Source organism: Devosia ureilytica, from assembly GCF_024273195.1.
GTDB classification, from domain to species: Bacteria; Pseudomonadota; Alphaproteobacteria; order Rhizobiales; family Devosiaceae; genus Devosia; species Devosia ureilytica.
Genome location: NZ_JAMZCU010000001.1, coordinates 94,411 through 113,250 on the forward strand (window position 1 = coordinate 94,411; position 18,840 = coordinate 113,250).

General features: G+C 59.7%; 15 protein-coding genes. 14 read left to right on the forward strand and 1 reads right to left on the reverse strand.

The window, feature by feature from the left end:
* Nucleotides 1-233: 233 nt before the first annotated feature.
* Both rpoB and rpoC read left to right on the forward strand, forming a co-directional pair.
* Nucleotides 234-4,373 (forward strand): DNA-directed RNA polymerase subunit beta, encoded by a 4,140-nt coding sequence (rpoB, locus tag NIM87_RS00470; RefSeq protein ID WP_254672675.1) that lies wholly within the window; start codon nucleotides 234-236, stop codon nucleotides 4,371-4,373.
* Nucleotides 4,374-4,454: 81 nt separating this feature from the next.
* Nucleotides 4,455-8,639, forward strand: coding sequence for a DNA-directed RNA polymerase subunit beta' (gene rpoC / locus NIM87_RS00475; protein ID WP_254672676.1), 4,185 nt, complete (start codon nucleotides 4,455-4,457; stop codon nucleotides 8,637-8,639).
* 84 nt (nucleotides 8,640-8,723) lie between these two features.
* Here the strand turns inward: rpoC and NIM87_RS00480 are convergent, their stop codons facing one another.
* The gene (locus NIM87_RS00480) at nucleotides 8,724-9,818 is read right to left on the reverse strand and encodes an NAD(P)-binding domain-containing protein (protein WP_254672677.1); all 1,095 of its coding nucleotides are present in this window, start codon (nucleotides 9,816-9,818) and stop codon (nucleotides 8,724-8,726) included.
* 479 nt (nucleotides 9,819-10,297) lie between these two features.
* Here NIM87_RS00480 and rpsL point away from each other — a divergent pair, with 479 nt between their 5' ends.
* The 12 genes from rpsL to rpsC all read left to right on the forward strand — a co-directional run bounded on the left by rpsL (nucleotide 10,298) and on the right by rpsC (nucleotide 18,838).
* Complete coding sequence (gene rpsL, locus NIM87_RS00485) at nucleotides 10,298-10,669, forward strand: 30S ribosomal protein S12 (protein WP_035080811.1); 372 nt, start codon at nucleotides 10,298-10,300, stop codon at nucleotides 10,667-10,669.
* Between the two features lie 14 nt (nucleotides 10,670-10,683).
* Nucleotides 10,684-11,154, forward strand: coding sequence for a 30S ribosomal protein S7 (rpsG, locus tag NIM87_RS00490; protein ID WP_254672678.1), 471 nt, complete (start codon nucleotides 10,684-10,686; stop codon nucleotides 11,152-11,154).
* Nucleotides 11,155-11,166: 12 nt separating this feature from the next.
* Nucleotides 11,167-13,257, forward strand: a complete 2,091-nt coding sequence (gene fusA / locus NIM87_RS00495; RefSeq protein WP_254672679.1) for an elongation factor G — start codon at nucleotides 11,167-11,169, stop codon at nucleotides 13,255-13,257.
* Nucleotides 13,258-13,324: 67 nt separating this feature from the next.
* On the forward strand, nucleotides 13,325-14,515 hold the full coding sequence (gene tuf / locus NIM87_RS00500; RefSeq protein ID WP_254672680.1) for an elongation factor Tu: 1,191 nt from the start codon (nucleotides 13,325-13,327) through the stop codon (nucleotides 14,513-14,515).
* A 68-nt stretch (nucleotides 14,516-14,583) separates the two neighbouring features.
* Nucleotides 14,584-14,892, forward strand: coding sequence for a 30S ribosomal protein S10 (gene rpsJ, locus NIM87_RS00505; RefSeq protein ID WP_056232628.1), 309 nt, complete (start codon nucleotides 14,584-14,586; stop codon nucleotides 14,890-14,892).
* Nucleotides 14,893-14,975: 83 nt separating this feature from the next.
* Entirely contained in the window at nucleotides 14,976-15,671 is a 696-nt protein-coding gene (gene rplC / locus NIM87_RS00510) for a 50S ribosomal protein L3 (RefSeq protein ID WP_254672681.1), read from the forward strand.
* Complete coding sequence (rplD, locus tag NIM87_RS00515; RefSeq protein WP_254672682.1) at nucleotides 15,672-16,289, forward strand: 50S ribosomal protein L4; 618 nt, start codon at nucleotides 15,672-15,674, stop codon at nucleotides 16,287-16,289.
* Nucleotides 16,286-16,579, forward strand: a complete 294-nt coding sequence (locus NIM87_RS00520) for a 50S ribosomal protein L23 (RefSeq protein WP_254672683.1) — start codon at nucleotides 16,286-16,288, stop codon at nucleotides 16,577-16,579. The genes rplD and NIM87_RS00520 overlap by 4 nt, the downstream gene beginning before the upstream one ends.
* 18 nt (nucleotides 16,580-16,597) lie before the next feature.
* On the forward strand, nucleotides 16,598-17,437 hold the full coding sequence (gene rplB / locus NIM87_RS00525; RefSeq protein WP_254672684.1) for a 50S ribosomal protein L2: 840 nt from the start codon (nucleotides 16,598-16,600) through the stop codon (nucleotides 17,435-17,437).
* Nucleotides 17,438-17,440: 3 nt separating this feature from the next.
* Nucleotides 17,441-17,719 carry a 30S ribosomal protein S19 gene (gene rpsS, locus NIM87_RS00530; RefSeq protein ID WP_254672685.1) on the forward strand — a complete coding sequence of 93 codons (279 nt, stop codon included), beginning with the start codon at nucleotides 17,441-17,443 and terminating at the stop codon, nucleotides 17,717-17,719.
* A gap of 1 nt (nucleotide 17,720) precedes the next feature.
* Entirely contained in the window at nucleotides 17,721-18,101 is a 381-nt protein-coding gene (gene rplV, locus NIM87_RS00535; RefSeq protein ID WP_035080834.1) for a 50S ribosomal protein L22, read from the forward strand.
* The gene (rpsC, locus tag NIM87_RS00540; RefSeq protein WP_254672686.1) at nucleotides 18,101-18,838 is read left to right on the forward strand and encodes a 30S ribosomal protein S3; all 738 of its coding nucleotides are present in this window, start codon (nucleotides 18,101-18,103) and stop codon (nucleotides 18,836-18,838) included. The genes rplV and rpsC overlap by 1 nt, the downstream gene beginning before the upstream one ends.
* Nucleotides 18,839-18,840: the final 2 nt, after the last annotated feature.

Here is an 18,840-nt window from a genome sequence, read left to right on the forward strand (position 1 = left end):
CGGGCACTTGTAAGCCTCTGTTGACCTCGCCGTGGGCTGTCCCTCGTGCGGGGCTTTAGCTGCTGATCACGTGTCTGTGAACCGGCTCATCGGGGTTTATGAGCTGGATTCTTGTGCCATCCGACCTGACCCCGGAATTTGACTAACCAGGCATATATCCCGAGCGCCGACGGCTGATAGTCGGGTCTTTGGATATCTGCCTCCGAGACAAGCGTTTTAAAGTAGGAGCTTTCATGGCTACCACCTTCAACGGCCGCCGCAAGGTTCGCAAGTCCTTCGGTTCCATCCGCGAAGTCACGGAATTGCCCAATCTGATCGAAGTCCAAAAGGCTTCCTATGATCAGTTTCTTCAGGTCGTAGAGCCCAAGGGCGGCCGGCCGGAAGAAGGGTTGCAGTCCGTGTTCCGCTCGGTGTTCCCGATCACCGACTTCTCGAACACTGCGAGCCTGGAATTCGTGCGCTACGAGTTCGAACAGCCCAAGTATGATATCGATGAGTGCCGTGCGCGCGACATGACGTTCGCTGCCCCGCTCAAGGTGACGCTGCGGCTGATCGTGTTCGAAGTGGACGAAGAAACCGGCGCCCGTTCGGTCAAGGACATCAAGGAGCAGGACGTCTATATGGGCGACATGCCCTTCATGACGCCCAATGGCACCTTTGTCGTCAACGGCACCGAGCGTGTTATCGTCTCGCAGATGCACCGTTCGCCTGGCGTGTTTTTCGACCACGACAAGGGCAAGACCCATTCGTCGGGCAAGCTGCTGTTTGCCGGTCGCATCATTCCCTACCGCGGTTCCTGGCTCGATATCGAATTCGACGCCAAGGACATCGTTTATGCGCGCATCGACCGTCGTCGCAAGATTCCGGTGACCTCGCTGCTCAAGGCGCTGGGCATGGATGCCGAGGAAATCCTCGACACCTATTACAACAAGCTGGACTACGAAAAGACCGCCAAGGGCTGGCGCGTTCCTTACAATCCCGAGAAGTGGAAGGCCGCCAAGCCGAGCCATGACCTGATCGACGCCAAGACTGGCGACGTCGTGCATGAAGGCGGCAAGAAGCTTTCGGCCCGTCAGGCCAAGAAGCTTGCTGACGATGGCCTCAAGCACCTGCTGGCCGTGGATGAAGACCTCTACGGCATGTATCTGGCCGAAGACCTGGTCAACCTCCAGACCGGTGAGATCTATGCAGAAGCCGGCGACGAGCTGGACGAGAAGCTGCTGACGAGCCTGGTCGACAAGGGCTTTGATGCGCTGCCGATCCTCGACATCGACCACATCAGCATCGGTGCCTATCTCCGCAACACCCTGGCAGTGGACAAGAACGAGACGCGTGAAGATGCGCTGTTCGACATCTACCGCGTCATGCGTCCGGGTGAGCCGCCGACCGTTGAGACCGCCGAAGCCATGTTCCAGTCGCTGTTCTTTGACAGCGAGCGCTATGACCTGTCGGCCGTTGGCCGCGTCAAGATGAACATGCGCCTCGAGCTCGATGCCCCTGACACCATGCGCACGCTGCGCAAGGAAGACATCGTTGAAGTCGTCCGCACCCTTGTGGACCTGCGCGATGGCCGCGGCGAAATCGACGATATCGACAACCTCGGTAACCGTCGCGTTCGCTCGGTTGGCGAGCTGATGGAAAACTCCTATCGGCTTGGTCTGCTCCGCATGGAGCGCGCCATCAAGGAACGCATGTCGTCGGTCGAAATCGACACCGTGATGCCGCAGGACCTGATCAACGCCAAGCCGGCTGCTGCCGCTGTGCGTGAGTTCTTCGGTTCGTCGCAGCTGAGCCAGTTCATGGATCAGACCAACCCGCTCTCGGAAGTGGCGCACAAGCGTCGTCTCTCGGCGCTCGGGCCAGGTGGTCTCACCCGTGAGCGTGCCGGCTTTGAAGTGCGCGACGTGCATCCGACCCACTATGGCCGTATCTGCCCGATTGAAACACCCGAAGGCCCGAACATCGGCCTGATCAACAATCTGGCCACCTACGCCCGCGTCAACAAGTACGGCTTCATCGAGACGCCGTACCGCAAGATCGTCGACGGTAAGCTGACTGACGAAGTGGTCTACCTGTCGGCCATGGAAGAGGCGAAGCACTACGTCGCCCAGGCGAACGTGCAGTTTACCCCGACCCTCGAGCTGCAGGACGACCTGGTTGTGGCTCGCCACGCCGGTGACAACGGCCTGACGCCCAAGGAAAACGTCGATCTGATGGACGTTTCGCCCAAGCAGATGGTGTCGGTTGCCGCTTCGCTGATCCCGTTCCTGGAAAACGACGACGCTAACCGCGCTCTGATGGGCTCGAACATGCAGAAGCAGGCTGTGCCGCTGCTGCGTGCCGAGGCCCCCTTCGTGGGTACGGGCATGGAGCCGGTCGTGGCCCGTGACTCTGGCGCCGCCATTGTGGCCAAGCGTACCGGCGTCGTGGATCAGGTGGATGCGACCCGTATCGTTATTCGTGCAACGGCTGAAACCGATGCGTCGAAGTCGGGCGTGGACATCTACAACCTGATGAAGTTCCAGCGTTCGAACCAGTCGACCTGTATCAATCAGCGCCCGCTGGTTGTTGTGGGCGACCACATCAACGCTGGTGACATCATCGCTGACGGCCCGTCGACCGAACTGGGCGATCTGGCCCTGGGTCGCAACGTGCTCGTCGCGTTCATGCCCTGGAACGGCTACAACTTCGAAGACTCCATTCTGCTGAGCGAAAAGATCGCCATGCAGGACGTCTTCACCTCGATCCATATCGAGGAATATGAAGTCATGGCCCGCGATACCAAGCTTGGTCCCGAGGAAATCACCCGCGATATTCCGAACGTTTCGGAAGAAGCGCTGAAGAACCTCGACGAAGCCGGTATTGTTCACATCGGTGCCGAAGTGCAGCCGGGCGACATTCTGGTCGGCAAGATCACCCCCAAGGGTGAATCGCCGATGACCCCGGAAGAAAAGCTCCTCCGCGCCATCTTTGGCGAGAAAGCTTCGGACGTCCGCGATACCTCGCTGCGCGTGCCCCCGGGCGACGCCGGTACTGTCGTTGAAGTGCGCGTGTTCAATCGCCACGGCATCGACAAGGACGAGCGTGCCATGGCCATCGAGCGCGAGGAAATCGAGCGCCTGGCCAAGGACCGTGATGACGAGCAGTCGATCCTCGACCGCAACGTCTATGCCCGCCTCAAGGAAATGCTGTTCGGCAAGGCTGCAACGGCAGGTCCGAAGGGCTATGTGGTCGGCACCAAGCTCAATGACTCCATCTTTGAAGCGCAGCCGCGTTCGAAGTGGTGGCAGTTTGCGGTCGAAGACGACAAGGTCATGACCGAGATGGAAGCTCTTCATGCCCAGTATGAAGAGAGCCGTCGTCTGCTTGAGCAGCGCTTCATCGACAAGGTGGACAAGCTCCAGCGCGGTGACGAACTGCCTCCTGGCGTGATGAAGATGGTCAAGGTGTTCATCGCGACCAAGCGCAAGATCCAGCCCGGCGACAAGATGGCCGGTCGCCACGGCAACAAGGGTGTGGTTTCCCGCATCGTTCCCGTGGAAGACATGCCCTATCTCGAAGACGGCACTTCCGTGGACATCGTGCTTAACCCGCTCGGCGTGCCTTCGCGCATGAATGTGGGCCAGATCCTTGAAACCCATCTGGGTTGGGCCTGTGCCGGCATGGGCCGCAAGATCGACGAAATGGTTCGTGCCTATCATGCCAAGGGCGACCTGAAGCCGTTGCGTCTTGAAATCCAGGATCTGTTTGCCAACGACAGCTCCATCACCGATCTCGATGATGACGGCATGATCCGCCTTGGCGAACACCTCTCCAAGGGCGTCCCGATTGCCACTCCGGTTTTCGACGGCGCCAAGGAAGCTGACATCGTCGTCATGCTGGAGCGGGCAGGGCTGAAGTCCTCGGGCCAGTCGACCGTCTTTGACGGTCGTAGTGGTGAGCAGTTCGACCGTCAGGTGACGGTTGGCTACATCTACATGCTCAAGCTCGACCACCTGGTGGACAACAAGATCCACGCGCGCTCCATCGGACCGTACTCGCTGGTCACCCAGCAGCCTCTGGGCGGTAAGGCCCAGTTCGGTGGTCAGCGCTTCGGCGAGATGGAAGTGTGGGCCCTGGAAGCGTATGGCGCTGCCTATACGCTGCAGGAAATGCTCACCATCAAGTCGGACGACGTGGCAGGTCGTACGAAGGTCTACGAGGCCATCGTGCGCGGCGACGACACCTTTGAAGCGGGTATCCCGGAAAGCTTCAACGTTCTGGTCAAGGAAATCCGGTCTCTCGGCCTCAATGTCGAACTCGACATGCGGGAAGTGGACGATCCGAACCAGGCAGAAGCGGAGCTCGCGCCTCCTCAGGAAGCGGCGGAATAATCCGGCACTTCCAGTTTCCAATCATCACCCATTCAGGATCCGTTCACTTTCGAGGTCCTGGGTGGGTAGAGGAGAGAATAGATGAACCATCATTCCCACGTCATGGACCCGTTCAACCCGGCCGTCCCCGTGCAGACTTTCGATCAGATGAAGATCTCGATCGCGAGCCCCGAGAAGATCCTCAGCTGGTCCTACGGCGAGATCAAGAAGCCGGAAACCATCAACTATCGTACGTTCAAGCCTGAACGCGATGGTCTTTTCTGCGCCCGTATCTTTGGCCCCGTGAAGGACTATGAATGCTTGTGCGGCAAGTACAAGCGCATGAAGTTCAAGGGCGTTATCTGCGAAAAGTGCGGTGTGGAAGTCACCCTGAGCCGCGTCCGTCGCGAGCGCATGGGTCATATTGAACTGGCCGCTCCGGTTGCTCACATCTGGTTCCTGAAGTCTTTGCCAAGCCGCATCGCGCTGCTGCTTGACATGACGCTCAAGGACATTGAACGCATCCTTTACTTCGAGAACTATGTCGTTCTCGACGCCGGCCTGACCCCGTTCACGCAGAACGAACTGCTCACCGAAGAGCAATTCCTCGACGCCCAGGACGAATACGGTGCCGACAGCTTCACCGCCAAGATCGGCGCCGAAGCCATTCGCGATATCCTGCTTTCGCTCGATCTGGAAAAGATCGCGGCGGACCTGCGCGTGGAAATTGCTGAGTCCACGACTGAGCTTAAGCCCAAAAAGCTCGCCAAGCGCTTGAAGATTGTCGAGCAGTTCATCGTGTCGGGCAACAAGCCCGAGTGGATGATCATGACCGTTATTCCGGTCATTCCGCCCGAGCTGCGCCCGCTCGTGCCGCTGGACGGTGGCCGCTTTGCGACCTCCGATCTCAACGACCTCTATCGTCGTGTGATCAACCGCAACAACCGCCTGAAGCGCCTGATCGAGCTGCGTGCGCCCGATATCATCATCCGCAACGAAAAGCGCATGCTGCAGGAAGCTGTTGACGCGCTGTTCGACAACGGCCGCCGTGGCCGCACCATCACTGGTGCCAACAAGCGTCCGCTGAAGTCGCTGTCCGACATGCTCAAGGGCAAGCAGGGCCGCTTCCGCCAGAACCTGCTCGGCAAGCGCGTCGACTATTCGGGTCGTTCGGTTATTACTGTTGGTCCGAACCTCAAGCTGCACCAGTGCGGCCTGCCCAAGAAAATGGCGCTTGAGCTGTTCAAGCCCTTCATCTACTCGCGCCTTGAAGCCAAGGGCTTCAGCTCGACGGTGAAGCAGGCCAAGAAGCTGGTTGAGAAGGAAAAGCCGGAAGTCTGGGATATCCTGGACGAGGTTATCCGCGAGCACCCGGTGCTGTTGAACCGCGCTCCGACGCTGCACCGTCTTGGCATCCAGGCATTCGAGCCGATCCTGATCGAAGGCAAGGCCATTCGTCTGCACCCGCTCGTGTGCTCGGCCTTCAACGCCGACTTTGACGGCGACCAGATGGCTGTTCACGTGCCGCTGTCGCTTGAAGCCCAGCTTGAAGCGCGCGTGCTCATGATGTCGACCAATAACATCCTGCACCCTGCAAATGGTCAGCCGATCATCGTGCCGAGCCAGGACATCGTGCTTGGTCTCTATTACCTCTCGCTGATGAACGACAATGAGCCAGGCGAAGGCATGGCGTTCGCGTCCTATGCCGAGCTTGAGCACGCCATCGACACCAAGGTCGTGACCCTTCACACCAAGATCAAGGCTCGCGTGCCGGCGTGGGATGCTGACGGCAAGCAGATCACCGAGATCGTGGAAACGACCCCGGGCCGTATGCTGATCGGTCAGATCCTACCCAAGCATGCTGCTGTGCCGTACTCCACGGCTAACCAGCTGATGACCAAGAAGATGATCTCCAAGATGATCGACACCGTGTATCGCGGTTGCGGTCAGAAGGAGACGGTCATTTTCTGTGACCGCGTCATGCAGCTTGGCTTCAAGAACGCCTGCGACGCTGGTATCTCGTTCGGCAAGGATGACATGGTTATCCCGGCCAGCAAGTACACCATCGTGGAAGAGACCCGGAAGCTGGTCGAGGAATTCGAGCAGCAGTACAATGACGGCCTGATCACTCAGGGCGAAAAGTACAACAAGGTCGTGGACGCCTGGGCCAAGTGCGGCGACAAGGTTGCCGAAGAGATGATGGACGCCATCCGTACCGTCCAGATCGACAAGGAAACCGGTCGTCAGAAGCCGATCAACTCGGTCTACATGATGTCCCACTCCGGTGCCCGTGGTTCACCGGCTCAGATGAAGCAGCTCGCCGGCATGCGTGGCCTGATGGCCAAGCCGGATGGCTCGATCATCGAGACGCCGATTACCGCTAACTTCAAGGAAGGCCTGAACGTTCTGGAGTATTTCAACTCCACCCACGGTGCCCGTAAGGGTCTGGCCGACACCGCTCTGAAGACCGCGAACTCGGGTTACCTGACCCGTCGTCTGGTCGACGTGGCGCAGGACGCGATCATTGTTGCAGAAGATTGCGGCACAGAGCGTGGCTTGACCATGGAGCCCATCGTCGATGCTGGCCAGGTTGTTGCCTCGATTGGCCAGCGCGTTCTGGGTCGTACCACGGCCGATGACGTGTTCCATCCTCTGACGGGCGATCTCATTGCACCCAAGGGCACGCTGCTCGAAGAAAAGCATATCGATGTTATCGAGGACGCGCGTATCCAGTCGATCCGCATCCGTTCGCCGCTGACCTGCGATATGCGCCAGGGTTGCTGCGCGGCCTGCTACGGTCGTGACCTTGCTCGCGGTACGCCGGTGAACATGGGTGAAGCTGTTGGCGTTATCGCCGCACAGTCGATCGGTGAACCCGGCACTCAGCTGACCATGCGTACCTTCCACATTGGTGGTACCGCACAGGTGGTCGACAGCTCGTTCCTCGAGTCCGGCGCTGAAGGCAAGATTGTGATCCGCAATCCGAACCTGGCAATGGTCGAAGGTGGCAAGCTGGTCGTCATGGCCCGTAACGTGTCCCTGGCAATCGTTGATGCCGACGGCAAGGAACGCACCACCCACAAGGTGACCTATGGCTCCAAGCTGCTGGTGAAGGAGGGCGACATGGTCCGCCGTGGCCAGCGTCTGGCCGAATGGGACCCCTACACCCGTCCGATCCTCGCTGAAGTCGAGGGCGAGGTTGTGTTTGAAGACCTGGTCGACGGTGCTTCGGTTGCGGAAAACACCGACGAGGCCACTGGCTTCACCAAGCGCGTGGTTATCGACTGGCGCGGCAATCAGCGTGGGGAAGGCCTCAAGCCGGCCCTCGCGATTTCCCGTGGCGGTGCAATTGCCAAGGTGGATCGTGGTGGGGAAGCCCGCTACCTGCTGTCGGTGGATGCGGTTATTGCCATTGAGCCGGGCGAGAAGGTCTCGCCGGGTGACGTGCTGGCCCGTATTCCGCTGGAAAGCGCCAAGACCAAGGACATCACCGGCGGTCTGCCGCGTGTGGCCGAGCTGTTCGAAGCCCGTCGTCCGAAGGATCACGCCATCATCGCCGAGATCGATGGTTCCATCCGCTTCGGTCGCGACTACAAGAACAAGCGTCGTGTCATCATCGAGCCGACCGAAGAGGGTGCCGATCCTGTCGAGTACCTGATCCCGAAGGGCAAGCCGTTCCATCTGCAGGAAGGCGATGCCATCGAAAAGGGCGAGTACATTCTTGACGGCAATCCGGCTCCGCATGACATCCTTGCGATCAAGGGCGTCGAGGAACTGGCACGCTATCTCGTCAATGAGATCCAGGAGGTCTACCGCCTGCAGGGCGTGCTGATCAATGACAAGCACATTGAGGTGATCGTTCGCCAGATGCTGCAGAAGGTCGAGATTGTCGAGCCCGGTGACTCTGGCCTGCTCAAGGACGAGCAGCTCGACAAGCTCGACTTCGATGAGCTTAACGACCAGCTCACTGCAGAAGGCAAGAAGCCTGCAACGGCCAACCCGGTGCTGCTCGGCATCACCAAGGCGTCGCTGCAGACCCGCTCCTTCATCTCGGCGGCATCGTTCCAGGAAACCACTCGCGTCCTTACGGAAGCTGCGGTTTCGGGCAAGGCCGACTTGCTCGAAGGTCTCAAGGAAAATGTCATCGTTGGCCGCCTGATCCCGGCCGGTACTGGCGCCGGTATCACCCAGGCCAAGCAGATCGCCACCAAGCGCGACGACCTGATCCTGGAAGAGCGCCGTCGTCAGGCCGAAACTGCCGCCATCGCGGCGCCGGCTGCCGAATAAGGCATGGACGACTACGAATTGGGGAAGGGGCCTTTCGGGGCCCCTTTTCTTTTGGGGGACTGTCTGAGGTTGAGGTCGGCGATGTTATTGCACCAAGCCGAGGAAGGTGAGCAGTTCCCTGGCGGCAGCGGCACCGGCGCGATTTGCCCCGACTGTCGAGGCTGAAGGTCCGTATCCCACCAGATGCACGCGCGGGTCCTTGGCCACCTGGGTGGCGAGCCGACCAGTCATGGTGATGCCGCCATTGTCTTCGCGCAGTTGCAGGGGCGCGAGATGATCAAGCGCGCTGCGAAAGCCGGTGCACCAGAGGATGACGTCGACGTCGAGCTCGGCGCCGTCGTCCCAACGAACACCCTTGGGCGTGATCTGGGAAAACATTGGCTTGCGGTTGAGCACGCCACGCTCGCGCATGGCAACAATGGCCGGAGACACCGGCAGTCCCGTGACCGAAACGACCGCGTGCGGCGGCAAGCCGGCACGCACGCGCTCTTCGACCATGGCGACAGCCCGGCGGCCGGCCTCTTCGTCGAAAGGACCATCGCGCCAGCGGGGCGGAGTCCTGGTGACCCAGGTTGTGCGCGTGACCTGGGAAATCTGGTCGAGGAGCTGGATGGCCGAGATGCCGCCGCCGACAATCAGAACATGCTGCCCGGCAAAATCGTCAGCAATGCGAAAGTCACGTGTGTGCAGGGTGCGGCCAGCAAAGGTTTCGGCGCCCGGATAGTGTGGGATATAGGGGTTCTCCCAGGTTCCTGTAGCGTTGATGATGCCCCTGGCTGAAAACAGTCCACGGTCGCTCTCGATCCTCAAGCGTTCCCCGCGGTCGCATACAAGATTGACGCTTGCCGGTCGCAGCACCTTAAGGTCGAAATGCTCCTCATAGGCGGCAAAGTAGTGCGGCACCGCTACCGAGGCTTTGACGGAATCGTCGGTGCCTGCAAAGTCAGCGAAACCGAGACCGGGCAGATCGTGGACGCGATTGACGGTGCTCAGGGTGAGGGATGGCCAACGATACTGCCAGGCACCGCCGGGGTGAGGCGCCTGGTCGAGCACGATAAAATCACGCCCAGGAGCGAGCCCGAGCTTCTTGAGATGATAGGCGGCACTGAGGCCGGCTTGCCCGGCACCGATGATCACAATGTCGAGTTTGAGCGCAGAGCGCACGGTTGGTTCGGTCACTCTGGGCTCCGCAGATGCGTCTTTGATCTAGGACGCCCGGCGGTTCAGAACAAGGGCAGGGGGGCTCGTGGAGGATATGGTCCGGCCCCTTGGTCAGTTGCCGAACGATCCGGCCAAAAACCGTCCAGTTTGGTGGTGAACCCTCGTGGCGGCCATGCCCGCCTCAAACGCAAGGCTCGCCTTCGGATTATTCACGAAAGAATCCTTGACGCGCGGCGGAGTCGGTTCTAAACAGCGCCTACCTAAGCGGTCGGTCGTGGTTGTCACACCGGGTCCCTGCCACCTTGTGCGGGAATCCAGGGCAATCAAACACACTGTCGGGTAGTTAGACGAAGCAAATCCTTGTGCGCATGACTGCTGCCGAAAGGCGGGTGGTCCGCTGCAATTAAGGCGCTGCCGTATCCCCAAAGGGATCGGGCAAGCGCCGCTTTGGTTTGCTGTGTAGACCGTATAGTTTTTTGGACGATGGAAAGAGCGCAATGCCCACCATTAATCAGCTGATCCGCAAGCCACGCGCCAGCAAGCCAAAGCGGAACAAAGTTCCCGCCATGGAAGCCAACCCGCAGAAGCGCGGCGTTTGCTCCCGTGTGTACACGACGACCCCGAAGAAGCCGAACTCTGCTCTGCGCAAGGTGGCCAAGGTTCGCCTGACCAACCAGCGTGAAGTGATTTCGTACATCCCGGGCGAAGGTCACAACCTTCAGGAGCACTCTGTTGTGCTCATCCGCGGCGGTCGCGTGCGCGACTTGCCGGGTGTCCGTTATCACGTGCTCCGCGGTGTCCTTGACACGCAGAGCGTGAAGGATCGCAAGCAACGCCGTTCGAAGTACGGCGCGAAGCGTCCGAAGTAAGGAGATATAGAGCGATGTCACGTCGTCACCGCGCAGAAAAGCGTGAAGTCATCCCTGATCCCAAGTTCGGCGATCTGGTCGTTACCAAGTTCATGAATTCGCTCATGAAGGACGGCAAGAAGTCGGCTGCCGAGTCCATCGTCTATGGTGCTTTCGACATCGTCGAAACCAAGACCAAGCAGGACCCGATCACCGTTTTCCATGGCGCCCTGGACAATATCCGTCCGGCCGTTGAAGTGCGTTCGCGCCGCGTTGGCGGTGCTACGTACCAGGTTCCGGTTGAAGTTCGTGCCGATCGTCAGCAGGCCCTGGCCATTCGCTGGCTCATCGACAGCGCCCGCAAGCGCGGCGAGAACACCATGCGTGAACGCCTCTCGGGCGAACTCATGGATGCCATGAACGGTCGCGGCCAGGCCGTGAAGAAACGCGAAGACACGCACCGTATGGCTGACGCCAACCGTGCCTTCTCGCACTACCGCTGGTAGTAGGAGCGCCCCATGGCACGCGAATACCCGATCAATCTCTATCGTAACTTCGGCATCATGGCTCACATCGATGCTGGCAAGACGACCACGACCGAACGCATCCTCTACTACACCGGCAAGTCCCATAAGATCGGCGAAGTCCACGACGGCGCTGCGACCATGGACTGGATGGAGCAGGAGCAGGAACGCGGCATCACCATCACGTCTGCTGCCACCACGACCTTCTGGAAGGATCGTAACGGCACGATGCATCGCTTCAACATCATCGACACCCCCGGCCACGTGGACTTCACCATTGAAGTCGAGCGTTCGCTGCGCGTGCTTGACGGTGCCGTTGCCCTGCTCGACGCCAATGCTGGTGTTGAGCCCCAGACCGAAACCGTCTGGCGCCAGGCCGACAAGTATCACGTTCCGCGCCTGATCTTCGTCAACAAGATGGACAAGATCGGTGCCGACTTCTACCGCTGCGTGGAGATGATCGGTACGCGTCTGGGTGCCAAGGGCGTTCCTGTCCAGCTGCCAATCGGCGCTGAGAACGACTTCCGTGGCGTTGTCGACCTGATCGAGATGAATGCTCTGGTCTGGCGCAACGAAGAGCTCGGTGCTCAGTGGGACGTCGTGGAAATCCCGGCTGACCTCAAGGAAAAGGCCGAGAAGTACCGCGAAGAGATGATCGAGGCTGCCGTCGAAATGGACGACGCCGCGATGGAAGCCTACCTCGAAGGCGAAATGCCGAACAACGACACTATTCGTCGTCTGCTTCGTCGTGGCGTCTGCGACACCAAGTTCTTCCTGATCTTTGCGGGTTCGGCGTTCAAGAACAAGGGCGTTCAGCCCCTGCTGGACGGCGTGATCGACTTCCTGCCGGCTCCGACCGACGTGCCCGCCATCAAGGGTATCGACGCCAAGACCGAAGAGCCCATCGAGCGTCATGCTGACGACGGTGAGCCGCTGTCGATGCTGGCTTTCAAGATCGCCAACGACCCGCACATGGGCTCGCTGACCTTCTGCCGCATCTATTCGGGCACGCTCGAGCAGGGCGCGCAGCTGGAAAACACCGTGAAGGGCAAGCGCGAACGCGTTGGCCGCATGTTCCAGATGCACTCGAACAGCCGCGAACAGATCAGCGAAGCTTTTGCTGGCGACATCGTGGCCATCGTGGGCCTCAAGGACACCACCACCGGTGATACTCTTTGCCCGGCCAACGCTCAGGTTATCCTTGAGCGCATGATCTTCCCGGATCCGGTTATCGATATTTCGGTTGAGCCGAAGTCGAAGGCCGACCAGGAAAAGATGGGTCTCGCACTCAACCGCCTGGCGGCTGAAGATCCGACTTTCCGCGTCAAGACTGACCCGGAATCGGGCCAGACGATCATCTCGGGCATGGGCGAATTGCACCTCGACATTCTCGTGGATCGCATGAAGCGCGAGTTCAAGGTCGAAGCCAATATCGGTCAGCCTCAGGTTGCCTATCGTGAAACCATCACGAAGAAGACCATCAAGGACTACACCCATAAGAAGCAATCCGGTGGTTCGGGCCAGTTCGCCCGCATCAAGCTCGAAGTCGAGCCGGGCGAAGTGGGCAAGGGTCTTGAATTCGTCAACGCCATCGTTGGTGGCGCCGTGCCGAGGGAATACGTTCCGGGCGTTGCCAAGGGCCTGGAATCGGTCATGGGCGCAGGCCCGCTGATCGGCTTCCCCGTCGTCGACATCAAGGTCACGCTGACCGACGGTGCCTACCACGACGTGGACTCCTCGGTGCTGGCATTCGAAATCGCAGCGCGTGCGGGTTTCCGTGAAGCGATGCGTGAAGCCGGTCCGAAAATTCTCGAACCGATCATGAAGGTTGAAGTTACGACGCCAGATGAGTACATGGGCGACGTCATCGGTGATTTGAATTCCCGTCGTGGGCAGATCCAGGGCACTGAAAGCCGTGGTGTGATCCAGGTCGTGAATGCATTTGTGCCGCTTGCCAACATGTTCGGCTATGTGAACTCGCTCCGGTCAATGAGCCAGGGTCGGGCCCAGTACTCGATGGTGTTCGATCACTACGAGCAGGTCCCGCAGGCAGTTGCCGACGAAGTCCAGGCCAAATACGCCTAAAACAGCGCAAGCTACTAAAAACTCAACTGAATGTCGGCGATTGCGCTGACGAATTTGGAGAAAAGCGATGGCGAAGGAAAAGTTTTCCCGCACCAAGCCGCACTGCAACATCGGCACCATCGGTCACGTTGACCATGGCAAGACCTCGCTGACCGCAGCGATCACCAAGGTGCTGGCTGAGACCGGTGGCGCAACGTTCCGCGATTATTCGCAGATCGACGCTGCCCCGGAAGAGAAGGCACGCGGCATCACCATCAACACTGCACACGTCGAGTACGAGACGGTCAACCGTCACTACGCTCACGTGGACTGCCCCGGCCACGCTGACTATGTGAAGAACATGATCACCGGTGCCGCCCAGATGGACGGCGCAATCCTGGTCGTGTCCGCTGCCGACGGCCCGATGCCCCAGACCCGTGAGCACATCCTGCTCGCCCGTCAGGTTGGCGTGCCGGCTCTGGTCGTGTTCCTGAACAAGTGCGACATGGTCGACGATCCGGAACTGCTCGAACTCGTTGAGCTGGAAGTCCGCGAGCTCCTGAGCTCGTATGAATTCCCCGGCGACGATATTCCGATCATCAAGGGTTCGGCTCTTGCTGCCCTGGAAGGTACGGATCAGAAGCTCGGCCACGACGCCGTTCTCGAGCTGATGGCTGCCGTTGACGCCTACATCCCGCAGCCGGAACGTCCGGTTGACCAGCCCTTCCTGCTCCCGATCGAAGACGTGTTCTCGATCTCGGGTCGCGGTACTGTGGTCACCGGCCGTGTCGAACGCGGTATCGTCAAGGTTGGCGAAGAAGTCGAAATCGTCGGCATCAAGGCAACCCAGAAGACCACCGTTACCGGTGTTGAAATGTTCCGCAAGCTGCTCGACTCCGGTCAGGCTGGCGATAACGTTGGCGCACTGATCCGCGGTATCGATCGCACTCAGGTCGAGCGCGGCCAGGTTCTCTGCAAGCCCGGTTCCGTGACCCCGCACACCGACTTCGTTGCTGAGGCCTATATCCTCACCAAGGAAGAAGGCGGCCGTCACACTCCGTTCTTCGGCAACTACCGTCCGCAGTTCTACTTCCGCACCACGGACGTGACTGGCATCGTGACCCTGCCGGAAGGCACGGAAATGGTTATGCCGGGCGACAACATCAACATGAATGTTCAGCTGATCGTTCCGATCGCCATGGAAGAGAAGCTCCGCTTCGCTATCCGTGAAGGTGGCCGCACCGTCGGCGCCGGCGTCGTCGCGAAGATCCTGAAGTAAGCCTCATTGAGACATTCGCGGCGCGCGATTAACGCGCGCCGCGATCCATTTTCGTCAGGATTTACAAGATGAACGGTCAGAATATTCGCATCCGCCTCAAGGCGTTTGACCACCGTGTTCTCGACGCTTCCACGCGTGAGATCGTGTCGACGGCCAAGCGTACGGGTGCACAGGTTCGCGGGCCGATCCCGCTGCCGACCCGCATCGACAAGTTCACCGTCAACCGCTCGCCGCACATCGACAAGAAGTCGCGCGAGCAGTTCGAGATCCGGACTCACAAGCGTCTTCTGGACATTGTGGACCCGACTCCCCAGACGGTCGATGCACTGATGAAGCTCGATCTCGCCGCCGGTGTCGACGTCGAAATCAAGCTCTAAGCTAACGAGTTTCCGCGCCTGCCGCTAAATGGGTCCTCTGAAAACAAGACCCGGCAGAGCGCCAATAGAGAAGGTAAAAACCGATGCGTTCTGGATTGATCGCACAGAAGCTGGGGATGACCCGCATCTTCACAGAGGACGGTAATCACGTCCCGGTGACGGTGCTGGCCCTGCAGAACTGTCAGGTTGTTGGCCAGCGTACCGTCGAGAAGGACGGTTATGTTGCCCTGCAGCTGGGTGCTGGACAGGCAAAGCCGAAGAATGTCTCCAAGGCTGAGCGCGGCCAGTACGCCGTTGCCAAAGTCGAGCCGAAGCGTCACGTGACTGAATTCCGCGTGGATGCCGACAACCTCATCGAGGTTGGCGCAACGCTCAAGGCCGACCATTTTGCCGACGGCCAGTTGGTCGACGTGACCGGAACGTCCATCGGTAAGGGTTTTGCCGGCGGTATGAAGCGCTGGAACTTCGGTGGTCTGCGCGCTTCGCACGGTGTGTCCGTGTCGCACCGCTCGATCGGTTCGACCGGTGGTCGCCAGGATCCGGGCAAGACCTTCAAGAACAAGAAGATGCCGGGCCACATGGGTGATCGTCGTATCACCACGCAGAACGTCAAGGTCGTCAAGACCGACGTGGAGCGTGGGCTGATCATGATCCAGGGTTCGGTTCCAGGCTCCAAGGGCGCTTGGATCATGATCAAGGACGCCGTCAAGAAGCCGGCTCCCGCGAACGCTGCCTTCCCGGGCTCGTTCGAGGCCGCAGCTGCGGGAGAAGCAAAGTAAATGGAACTCCAGGTAACTACTCTTGAAGGTAAGTCGGCCGGTAAGGTCGAGGTTACGGACGCTGTGTTCGGCCTCGAAGTCCGTCCTGACATCCTGCACCGCATGGTTCGCTACCAGCAGCTCAAGGCCATGTCCGGCACGCATGACGTGAAGAACCGGTCTGAAGGCGCGCTCACGGGCAAGAAGTTCAAGAAGCAGAAGGGCGGCGGCGCTCGTCACGGCGATCGCAAGGCTCCACAGTTTCGTGGTGGTGGCCGTGCATTCGGTCCGACGCCGCGCAGCCATGCTATCGATCTTCCCAAGAAGGTGCGCGCACTGGCTCTCAAGCATGCGCTTTCCGCCAAGGCCCAGGCTGGCTCGCTGATCGTTATTGACAGCGTCGTCCAGAAGGAAGCCAAGACGGCAGCCCTGCGGACCACGTTCGGCAAGCTGGCATGGGCCAACGCGCTGATCATTGATGGTGCAAATGTCGACCAGAACTTCGCTCTGGCCGCTCGCAACATCCCGAATATCGACGTGCTGCCGATCCAGGGGATCAACGTTGTTTCGATCCTGAAGCGCGACAAGCTCGTCCTGACCAAGGCAGCGCTGGAAGCGCTCGAAGCGAGGTTCGCATGAACAAGCTTGCCGCATACGACATCGTCCGTAACCCCGTTGTGACTGAAAAGTCGACGATGGCTTCGGAATACAACCAGGTCGTTTTCGACGTGGCGATTGATGCCAGCAAGACCGATATCAAGACTGCCGTCGAGCAGCTCTTTTCGGTCAAGGTCAAGGCAGTGAACACCCTGGTCCGCAAGGGCAAGGTGAAGCGCTTCCGTGGCAAGGTTGGTGTCCGCAATGACGTCAAGAAGGCTATCGTGACTCTCGTCGACGGCCAGTCGATCGATATCTCGACCGGCCTCTAAGGGACAAGAGACAGCAAAATGGCTCTAAAAACTTACAATCCCACCTCCGAAGGCCGTCGCACCCTGGTGACGACCGACCGTTCGGACCTGTGGAAGGGTGCCCCGGTCAAGGCTTTGACCGAAGGCCTCAGCAAATCCGGTGGTCGTAACAACCGTGGTCGCATTACTGCGTTCCACCGTGGTGGCGGTCACAAGCGCAGCTATCGCATGGTCGATTTCAAGCGCGTGAAGTTCGACGCAGTCGGGACTGTTGAACGTCTCGAGTACGATCCGAACCGTACGGCCTGGATCGCGCTGATCAAGTACGAAGACGGTGAGCTTGCCTATATCGTGGCACCGCAGCGTCTGGGTGCTGGCGACAAGGTCATTTCGTCGCTGAACGGCGCCGACGTGAAGCCGGGCAACACCATGCCGCTCGAACGCATGCCGGTCGGTACGATCGTGCACAATATCGAGCTCAAGCCCCGCAAGGGTGGCCAGGTGGCCCGTTCGGCTGGTGCCTACGCCCAGTATGTCGGTCGTGACCAGGGTTGGGCCATTCTGCGCCTCAATTCGGGTGAACAGCGCCGCGTGCATGGCACGTGCCTGGCGACCGTTGGTGCCGTGTCCAACCAGGACCATGCCAACACCTCGCTCGGCAAGGCCGGTCGCAATCGCTGGCTCGGCCGCAAGCCGGTCAACCGCGGTGTGACCATGAACCCAGTCGATCACCCGCATGGTGGTGGTGAAGGCCGTACCTCTGGTGGCCGTCATCCGGTTTCGCCGTGGGGCAAGCCGACCAAGGGCAAGCGTACGCGCAGCAACAAGGCTACGGACAAGTTCATCGTTCGCAGCCGTCACGTGAAGAAGGGCAGGTAAGTCATGACCCGTTCAATCTGGAAGGGGCCGTTCGTCGACGGCTACATGCTCAAGAAGGCCGAGAAGGCCCAGTCTTCCGGCCGCAATGATGTGGTCAAGATCTGGAGCCGCCGCTCGACCATTCTTCCGCAGTTCGTCGGCATCACCTTTGGTGTCCACAACGGTCAGAAGCATGTTCCGGTCAACGTCACCGAAGACATGATCGGCCACAAGTTCGGCGAATTCGCACCGACCCGTACCTACTACGGTCATGCGGCCGACAAGAAGGCCAAGAGGAAGTAAGATGAGCAAGCCAAAGACTGAGCGCGCTCTCAAAGACAACGAGGCCAAGGCTGTCCTGCGCATGCTGCGCATCAGCCCTCAGAAGCTGAACCTCGTCGCGCAGTTGATCCGTGGCAAGAAGGTTGAGAAGGCCCTGGCCGATCTCGAGTTCAGCCACAAGCGCATCTCGGGACAGGTCAAGAAGGTGCTGGAAAGCGCCATCGCCAATGCCGAGAACAACCACGGTCTCGATACCGACGCACTTGTCGTCGCTGAGGCTTTCGTTGGCAATTCGCTGGTGATGAAGCGTTTCATGGCCCGCGGTCGCGGCAAGTCGGCACGTGTCGAGAAGCCATTCTCGCATCTGACGATCATCGTCCGGCAAGTTGAGGAGGCCGCATAATGGGCCAGAAAATCAATCCAATCGGCTTCCGCCTGGGCATCAATCGCACCTGGGACAGCCGTTGGTTCGCCAACAAGGGTGAATATGGTTCGCTGCTTCAGGAAGACCTGAAGATCCGCACCATGCTGATGGAAGATCTGAAGGCCGCTGCGGTTTCCAAGATCGTCATCGAGCGCCCGCACCGCAAGTGCCGCGTGTCGATCCACACTGCCCGTCCGGGCATCGTGATCGGCAAGAAGGGTGCTGACATCGACAAGATCCGCGCCAAGGTGAAGAAGTTCACCGACAGCGAAGTGCACATCAACATTGTTGAAGTGCGCAAGCCGGAAACCGATGCGACGCTGGTCGCCCAGGGCATTGCCCAGCAGCTGGAACGCCGTGTGGCCTTCCGTCGTGCCATGAAGCGTGCCGTTCAGACAGCAATCCGCATGGGCGCCGGTGGTATCCGCGTCAATGTTGGTGGTCGTCTCGGCGGTGCCGACATCGCACGTACCGAATGGTACCGCGAAGGTCGCGTGCCCCTGCACACCCTGCGTGCCGATATCGACTACGGTACCGCTGAAGCCAAGACCACTTATGGCATCATCGGCATCAAGGTCTGGGTCTTCAAGGGCGAAGTCCTTGAGCATGATCCGTCGGCTCATGAGCGTCGCGCCACCGAAGGTAGCGAAGGCGGTCAGCGTAGCGAGCGCGAACCGCGTCGTGAACGCGGCGACCGCGACCGCGAACGCGCATAAGA

Excerpts from the sequence above, each read along its gene's own strand:
- rpsS (WP_254672685.1), top strand. The coding sequence starts at position 17,441 with ATGACCCGTTCAATCTGGAAGGGGCCGTTCGTCGACGGCTACATGCTC.
- rplV (WP_035080834.1), top strand. The coding sequence starts at position 17,721 with ATGAGCAAGCCAAAGACTGAGCGCGCTCTCAAAGACAACGAGGCCAAG.
- rpoC (WP_254672676.1), top strand. The coding sequence starts at position 4,455 with ATGAACCATCATTCCCACGTCATGGACCCGTTCAACCCGGCCGTCCCC.
- rplD (WP_254672682.1), top strand. The coding sequence starts at position 15,672 with ATGGAACTCCAGGTAACTACTCTTGAAGGTAAGTCGGCCGGTAAGGTC.
- rplC (WP_254672681.1), top strand. The coding sequence starts at position 14,976 with ATGCGTTCTGGATTGATCGCACAGAAGCTGGGGATGACCCGCATCTTC.
- fusA (WP_254672679.1), top strand. The coding sequence starts at position 11,167 with ATGGCACGCGAATACCCGATCAATCTCTATCGTAACTTCGGCATCATG.
- tuf (WP_254672680.1), top strand. The coding sequence starts at position 13,325 with ATGGCGAAGGAAAAGTTTTCCCGCACCAAGCCGCACTGCAACATCGGC.
- rplB (WP_254672684.1), top strand. The coding sequence starts at position 16,598 with ATGGCTCTAAAAACTTACAATCCCACCTCCGAAGGCCGTCGCACCCTG.
- rpoB (WP_254672675.1), top strand. The coding sequence starts at position 234 with ATGGCTACCACCTTCAACGGCCGCCGCAAGGTTCGCAAGTCCTTCGGT.
- NIM87_RS00520 (WP_254672683.1), top strand. The coding sequence starts at position 16,286 with ATGAACAAGCTTGCCGCATACGACATCGTCCGTAACCCCGTTGTGACT.
- rpsC (WP_254672686.1), top strand. The coding sequence starts at position 18,101 with ATGGGCCAGAAAATCAATCCAATCGGCTTCCGCCTGGGCATCAATCGC.
- rpsG (WP_254672678.1), top strand. The coding sequence starts at position 10,684 with ATGTCACGTCGTCACCGCGCAGAAAAGCGTGAAGTCATCCCTGATCCC.
- rpsJ (WP_056232628.1), top strand. The coding sequence starts at position 14,584 with ATGAACGGTCAGAATATTCGCATCCGCCTCAAGGCGTTTGACCACCGT.
- rpsL (WP_035080811.1), top strand. The coding sequence starts at position 10,298 with ATGCCCACCATTAATCAGCTGATCCGCAAGCCACGCGCCAGCAAGCCA.